This window comes from Nocardia alni, from assembly GCF_019038435.1.
GTDB classification, from domain to species: Bacteria; Actinomycetota; Actinomycetes; order Mycobacteriales; family Mycobacteriaceae; genus Nocardia; species Nocardia alni.
On the sequence record NZ_JAGPOX010000002.1, the window covers coordinates 188,282 to 194,745 of the forward strand.

Annotated in this window: 7 protein-coding genes; 5 read left to right on the forward strand and 2 right to left on the reverse strand. The window is 64.4% G+C overall.

Going from position 1 to position 6,464, the window contains the following annotated elements:
- The first annotated feature begins 204 nt into the window (after window positions 1-204).
- The 4 genes from JZ791_RS01905 to JZ791_RS01920 all read left to right on the forward strand — a co-directional run bounded on the left by JZ791_RS01905 (window position 205) and on the right by JZ791_RS01920 (window position 3,607).
- Window positions 205-828 (forward strand): NADPH-dependent F420 reductase, encoded by a 624-nt coding sequence (locus JZ791_RS01905; protein ID WP_216892344.1) that lies wholly within the window; start codon window positions 205-207, stop codon window positions 826-828.
- A gap of 547 nt (window positions 829-1,375) precedes the next feature.
- Complete coding sequence (locus JZ791_RS01910) at window positions 1,376-1,690, forward strand: DUF6924 domain-containing protein (protein WP_216892345.1); 315 nt, start codon at window positions 1,376-1,378, stop codon at window positions 1,688-1,690.
- Window positions 1,691-2,385: 695 nt separating this feature from the next.
- Window positions 2,386-2,664, forward strand: a complete 279-nt coding sequence (locus tag JZ791_RS01915) for a dihydrofolate reductase family protein (protein ID WP_216892346.1) — start codon at window positions 2,386-2,388, stop codon at window positions 2,662-2,664.
- Between the two features lie 214 nt (window positions 2,665-2,878).
- A complete protein-coding gene (locus JZ791_RS01920) occupies window positions 2,879-3,607 on the forward strand; it encodes a nucleotidyltransferase domain-containing protein (protein ID WP_216892347.1) in 729 nt (242 codons plus the stop codon).
- 145 nt (window positions 3,608-3,752) lie between these two features.
- Here the strand turns inward: JZ791_RS01920 and JZ791_RS01925 are convergent, their stop codons facing one another.
- Together JZ791_RS01925 and JZ791_RS01930 are read right to left on the reverse strand one after the other, a co-directional pair.
- On the reverse strand, window positions 3,753-4,961 hold the full coding sequence (locus JZ791_RS01925) for a methyltransferase (RefSeq protein WP_216892348.1): 1,209 nt from the start codon (window positions 4,959-4,961) through the stop codon (window positions 3,753-3,755).
- A 125-nt stretch (window positions 4,962-5,086) separates the two neighbouring features.
- The gene (locus JZ791_RS01930; RefSeq protein ID WP_308162717.1) at window positions 5,087-5,989 is read right to left on the reverse strand and encodes an aldo/keto reductase; all 903 of its coding nucleotides are present in this window, start codon (window positions 5,987-5,989) and stop codon (window positions 5,087-5,089) included.
- A gap of 87 nt (window positions 5,990-6,076) precedes the next feature.
- Between JZ791_RS01930 and JZ791_RS01935 the strand changes: the two genes are divergently transcribed.
- On the forward strand, window positions 6,077-6,464 hold a 388-nt coding region (locus JZ791_RS01935; protein ID WP_216892349.1), incomplete at its 3' end, for a TetR/AcrR family transcriptional regulator.

A 6,464-nucleotide genomic window follows, 5' to 3' on the forward strand; every position in this document is an offset into this window, starting at 1 on the left:
GACCGCTTGTACGCTCCAACGCCTCCCTCGGCGCCTTCCGCGGCTGGAGCGTCTACGCCGGCAGCAAGGCCGTGCAGCAGGCGTGGGCCCGCGTGTGGCTCAACGAGTTCGAGGACCGCCGAATCCGCGTCAACGTCCTGACCCCCGGCCAGGACGAAATCGCCGTCATCTGAACCGAACAACCACAACAAGGGCAGGCATCTCATGAGCAACATCAGCATCATCGGCACCGGGAACATGGCCCGCACCATCGGCGCGCGGGCGATAGCGGGCGGCAACACCGTCGAGGTCATGGGCCGCGATCAGTCCAAGGCCGCTGATCTGGCCAAGGCTCTCGGCGAAGGCGCCACGACGGGAGAATGGGGCACCGCCCCGGCCGGGGACATCGTCATCGTGGCCCTGTTGTACGACGGCGTCGTGCCGGTCGTCGCCCAGTACGGAGACGCTCTCGCGGGCAAGGTCATCGTCGACATCAGCAATCCCTTCAATCCCACGTTCGACGGGCTGGCTCACCGCGAGGAGACCTCGATCGCGCAGGAACTCGCCAAGGCGGCTCCGGCCAGCGCCAGCGTGGTGAAGGCGTTCAACACCATCTTCCGGCGTGTCCTGGAGGAGGGGCGGCCCGATGTCTTCATCGCTGGCGATAATGCGCAGGCCAAGGCAAGTGTGGAGGCGTTCATCGAGAGCCTCGAGCTGCGCCCGCTGGATGTCGGCGGCCTGAAAATGGCGCACTGGCTGGAAGGAGCGGGCGTGGTCACGGTGGGCCTCGCCAACCACGGGGTGGGGAACTTGGACTTCGCCCTCAGCATCACCGAACTTCCCGTCTGAGAAATGGTTGACCGAATCACCTCGCCGGTCCACGTGGTAGGCGACCGGATCACTGAACGAACCTCGAAGGTGTCGAAAGCACCGCCGAGATCGCCTCGTCCTGCCCGGTACGTCGGTGCACAACGTCTACTCGTCTCAGCCACCACATGATTCGGTGTGTCAGCGGCTTGCTTGGTGCGGAGAAGACGGCCACACCGAACCGTCCGCGCATTCCGTCGGATGTTTCCCTGTGGCGACGACAGCAGCGCCCTGGACCACCCGCCGGCACAGCGAGTTCCGGCTCCCCCACTGCTCGACACCGGCATTCAAGCGGCGTGGTCGGCCCTCACGCGACCCATACTCCTCGGATGGTACAAGTCGGTGACCGAGACTGACTGGCGCACAACGATTACCGTATGTGAAAGCGCGTGGGTCGCGGCGTGAGCGGGCGTTGATCGGGCCGGTTTGCGTTGGGCGTGCGATGTGCTGTGATTGGAGCAGTTGCACTTACTTCGAAAGGTATTGTCCTGGTGATCATTCTGCCCGAGACCGTGAAGTCGCCCCTGATGTGGGTATCGAGGTGTTCGTCGAGATAATCGATGATCCCGTCTACCGGGACGTCACCGTTGAGCAGTTTCTCGAGCTGGAGGACGCGGACACCGCGTATGTGATGCTGGCGGACCGCGAGACCATGACGGGCGCAGAGCATCCGATTCTGTTTCTCGACCTTTTCGAGGAGCAGCCCAGCCCTACCGTCCGGGTCGTGTCTTCCGAGTTGTGCGATGTTGTCACCAACGTGGATAACGCCAACATCACCATCGAGGACTACGCCAGAGCCGCAGAGGAAGCCGGTGAGGTCGGCGTGTTCAGGGGCTTCGCGTAATCCGAACGACCCACCGGCCTCGCCGGGTTTCTCCCCACATCCGACATGCGGCATGTGTGTACGGTTGCCCGGTTGAAATGATCGCGGCCAGTTGATCTTCCGGCCGTTGGACAGCGGTCCGACCGAAATACGCGCCCAGCGGCTATGAGAGCGCACCCGTGTCGACTGAAGTCAGTGGCCAGGGTGCCGACGCCGCTCGGAGTGGAACTGGCGGGACCCCGTGGTTCGGTCCGGACCGGGCCGAAATCACGGGGTCAAGTCAGAACGACTTACGCTGATAACGCTTTGGCGATGGTCACGGATGGGCCGTCGCGTGCGTCACCGATGAGTTCCACGGCCGTACACCGTCGAATCCAGTGATCGCCGACAGCCGCAGGAGGGCCACTCGTGGGCAGAGTATTCACACATATGACGATGTCGCTGGACGGGTTCATCGCGGATTCGAATGACCAGGTGGGGGAACTGTTCGAGTGGTACGAGGCAGGGGAGGTGACCGTGCCGAGTCCGAATGAGAACATTGCGTTCCGAGTCGATCGCGCCGGTGCGGAGATGCTTCGCGAACTGACCGAAAACACTGGAGCGCTCGTTGCCGGCCGACGACTGTTCGATATCGCCCAGGGTTGGGGTGACAACCACCCGGTGGGTGCTCCCGTGGTGGTGGTTACCCATCGACCACCGACAGACGCCGCCCAGCGGTGGCCGAGGACAGCGTTCGTCGACGGGTCGAGGCCGCGATTATCGAGGCCAGAAAGATCGCCGGCGACAAGGACGTCACTATCGCGAGTCCGACGATCATCCAGCAGGCACTCGGTCTCGGTCTGGTGGACGAGGTGTGTGTGAGTCTCGTACCGGTGCTGTTCGGCGCGGGAATCCCTTATTTCGCGAAGCTGGATCAGGGCCACCGGATGCTCGACGATCCCATCGTCGTTCAGGGACATCGTGCTGTGCACCTGCGATACCCGGTCCGACACTGAGCCCATACCCGGACCTACCACCACTGGGTCCAACGGCCAACTCCCGACTGCCTCTGGACCGTAGGGGAGCCATTTCCGTACGCCGCAGAGGTCGAGACCATCTCCGTGCGTTGATCTGTCGGTGCGCCGCGCGGCTCTTCCTGGATCGCCCGCCCAGCGGCAGTAGCGGGCATTCGATCGAAGTATGCGGCGGCCCGGATGTCACACTGGCGGGGTGGCAATCGACGGGGTGGAAGTTGCCCGGCAACTGGTGAATCGAGACTTTCCGCAGGCGCGGGCGGCGTGGCTGGGCGGCAGTGTTGCGCTCGGGATAGCTACCGCTACTTCAGATCTGGACATCACTGTGCTGTTGCCAGGTTCGCCGGCGCCTTATCGTGCATCGATGCACCGCGGCACGTGGCCGGTCGAACTGTTCGTCCAGACCGAAGCATCCCTCCAACACTTCCGCGCCAAGGAACACGCTGAACGGCGGCCGAGCACGCTGCGGCTGGTCGGGCACAGTTGCGTCCTTGTCGATGTCGACGGCAGCGGTGCATTCTTCCAGGAGTCATACGCGAAGCAGCTGGCCTTAGGACCTGATCCTTTGTCCGACAGCGAGTTACGATCATCCCGCTATCGCATCACCGATCTGCTCGACGATCTCATCGGATCAGAAGATCCCGCAGAGCGGCTGATGATCGCAACCACCGTGTGGCATGCCGCAGCCGATCTTCTGCTGACAGGGAACAGCCGCTGGACGGGCAGCGGCAAATGGCTGCACCGCGAACTGACCACCTTCGACCGGACCGCAGGGACCACGTATGCCCAAACCTTGGCAAATGCGGTGGAATCGGTCGCGTCGGGCGCAGTCGAACCGATGGTCAACACCGTTACCGAGGTTCTCGATCTGTTCGGCGGACGACTCTTCGATGGATACCAAGTGGGCGATCCAACCGCCGTGTAATCGGCATGAGCGAGTAACTGGCGAGATCACCTGTGGGCCAACGATCGTCAGCCGTCCGAACACGCTGAACGCGGCAATGTAGTGCGTTGCCCGGAGTCGGGATGTACTCGGTCCGCCCGCGCGGCACTGCTGTGCTCCTTCGACATCACGGTTGGTCCGCCAACCTTCCCGGCCTGCGCCCGAACACCATTGACGTAGGCCCGATCAGGTGCCGTTTCTTGACGTGGACGAAGCCTGCGTCGCTGAGCCAGCCGGCACATTGGGTGGTTGTGGCTTCGAAGCCTTCGCGCATCTCCAGCATGATGTTCAGGCTGGAGAGGAAACTGACGAGGTTGTGCCTGCGCCCGGGGTCGGTCATGGCGTCGTAGACGAGCAACGCGCCACCGGGCGGGACGGCCGCGTACGCCTTGGCGATCAATTCGCGCCGCGTGATTTCGCTGTAGCCGTGCAGCACGTGGCCGAAACAGATCACGTCGGCGGTGGGCAGTGGGCCGTCGAACATGTCGCCCGGTACGAAGCGGATTCGGTCGCTGAGTGCGAACGATGCGACGTATTCGTCGAAGATCGGCCGCACCGCGGGGAGGTCGTAGCTGACCCCTTCGACGTGGGAGTGGGTGAGCGCGATCCTCACCGGCAGCGCTCCCTGTGCCGCACCGACATCCACGAACGTCCGGAAATTCTTCCAGGGAAAGCGTGCGGCGATGAGCATCGCCTCGCCGGTCGAAATCCCGGTCATCCCGGCCAGAAAATCCCGCAGCGCTGCCTGATCGCGGTAGAGCGAGGAAAAGAACTCGTTGTCACCGTGTTCTTCTTCGGCCCCGGGACTGCCGGACTCGAGCAGATCCCCCAGGCCCGACCATAGATCGTAGAGTCGACTGCTCGACAGCTCCATCAGTCCGCCGATGTAACTGGGTTTTGCGCGGTCCAAGAACAGTGCGGCCCGGCGTGAGTTCGCATACAGCCCAGCGCGATTGCGCCGCAGCAAACCCATGTCGAGAAGAGCTCCGAGGAATGGGCCGGCAGCGCGTGGATGCCATCCGAGTCGGTTCATCAGTTCTTGTTGCGACAGCGGACTCACCGCCAGCTCGGTGAACACACCGGACTCGACCGCCGTGAGAACGACCCGTGAGGCCCAGAACGCCATCCCGGTCTGCAGGATCTGCTGTGGGTCGGCAAAGCGCCGCAGTAGCGGGCCGCCGACCCGGCTCTGAAAAGCCCGCATCAACAGCAACTCCCGGCGAATGTCGCGGGCGCGACCAGCATCGAGGGCCGGGGCGGTTTTCGGTGCTGTTGAAGGAACCGTTCCCCCTTGCGACGGTGCGTGGTCATCGGTCGGGCTCGTGGGATGTTCCATCGTGCAACTCCTCCGGTGCCGTCGTGTGAGGGGAGGGTATCCCGGGACAAGGTCGATCTGCGGGTGATCGCCCTCCCCTGCGCGCGCGGATGACCTCTGGAGCAGGGGGTCGTCGGAACGACCGGTCAGCGGTGGCTCTCCACGGCCGACCTGTGCGCGTCGAGCGTGGTTTGGTGTGGCTGGTCGAGGACGGCTTTCGACTCGTCGACCAGATCGGTCAGCTGGGCTACCTCGGCGTCGGTCAGGTCGGCCGCGAGGTCGGACGCGGCGACGTTGGCGCGTAGGTGGGCAGGGTTCTTCGTGCCGGGGATGACCACGATGGCGGGGGAACGGCGCAGTAGCCAAGCCAGCGCGATCTGGGCGGGGGTGGCGCCGAGGCGTTGCGCCGGGCCGATCAGCTCGGCGTAGCTGGTGAGCCGCCCTGATGCCAGCGGAAAGTACGGGATGAACATGATTTGCTGCTCCTCGCAGTCGGCGAGAACCTGCACGCCGCTGCGGTCGAGCAGGTTGAAACGGTTCTGCACGGCCGCGATCGGTGTTATCTGCTGTGCGCGTGCCAGCATCTGTGGTGACGCGCCGGACAGTCCGATCCGCCGGATGAGACCTTTGCCGCGCAACTCCGCCAGCACGCCGAGCGAATCCTCCAGCGGCACATCGCTCACCGGTGCCGTACCGTCGCCGCCGAGCCTGAGGTACGTCAGCTCGCTGGTGTCGGCCCCGAGGTCCGCCAGCGCTTCGTGAACCTGCCGGCGGATGGTGTCGGGGTGGTCGGTGATCAGCCACGAGCCGTCCGGACCGCGGCCCGCGCCGACTTTGTTGCCGACGATCACCCCCTCCGGGAAGGGCCGTAGTGCTTGTCCGATCAGCTGGTTGACCGAGCGCGGACCGTAGGCGTTCGCTGTGTCGAAGAACGTCACTCCCGACTCGACTGCCAGCCGTAGCAGCTGCCGCGCCGCCTCGGGATCGGCGGGTGGCCCCCACACATTGGGTCCGGCGAGCTGCATGGCGCCGTAGCCGACACGATTCACTGACTTCTCCTTGTCGTATCGACGCTACGCATAAAGTCGTAGCACTGTCCGAATCAGTGATACGCGCAATGCCGTAACATCGCAACAGTGGACGACGTGAAGACCCGAGCCCAGCGGCAGATCATCGAAGTAGCGGCTGAAATACTCGAGCGAGACGGAGCCCAGGCGGTCTCGACTCGCTCGGTCGCCTCGGCTGCCGGTATCCGCGCCGCCTCCCTCTACCAGTACTTCGGCGACAAGGACGGTCTTCTCACAGCCCTGGCCATCCACGGCTTCGAGCTCTACCTGGCCGATAAACAAGCGCTGGCCCACACCGGCGATCCGGTCGCCGACATGCGCCGCGGCTGGGACGCCCACGTCGAGTTCGGCTTGCGCCGCCCCGCCTTCTACCTGCTGATGTACGGCACCAACCGCCCCGAGCGCCGTCCACCCGCCGCCGAGGAGGCCAACGCCCTGCTCCTGCGGTTCCTCGACC

Coding starts and splice junctions, on each gene's coding strand:
- JZ791_RS01905 (WP_216892344.1), top strand. CDS start 205: ATGAGCAACATCAGCATCATCGGCACCGGGAACATGGCCCGCACCATC.
- JZ791_RS01925 (WP_216892348.1), bottom strand. CDS start 4,961: ATGGAACATCCCACGAGCCCGACCGATGACCACGCACCGTCGCAAGGG.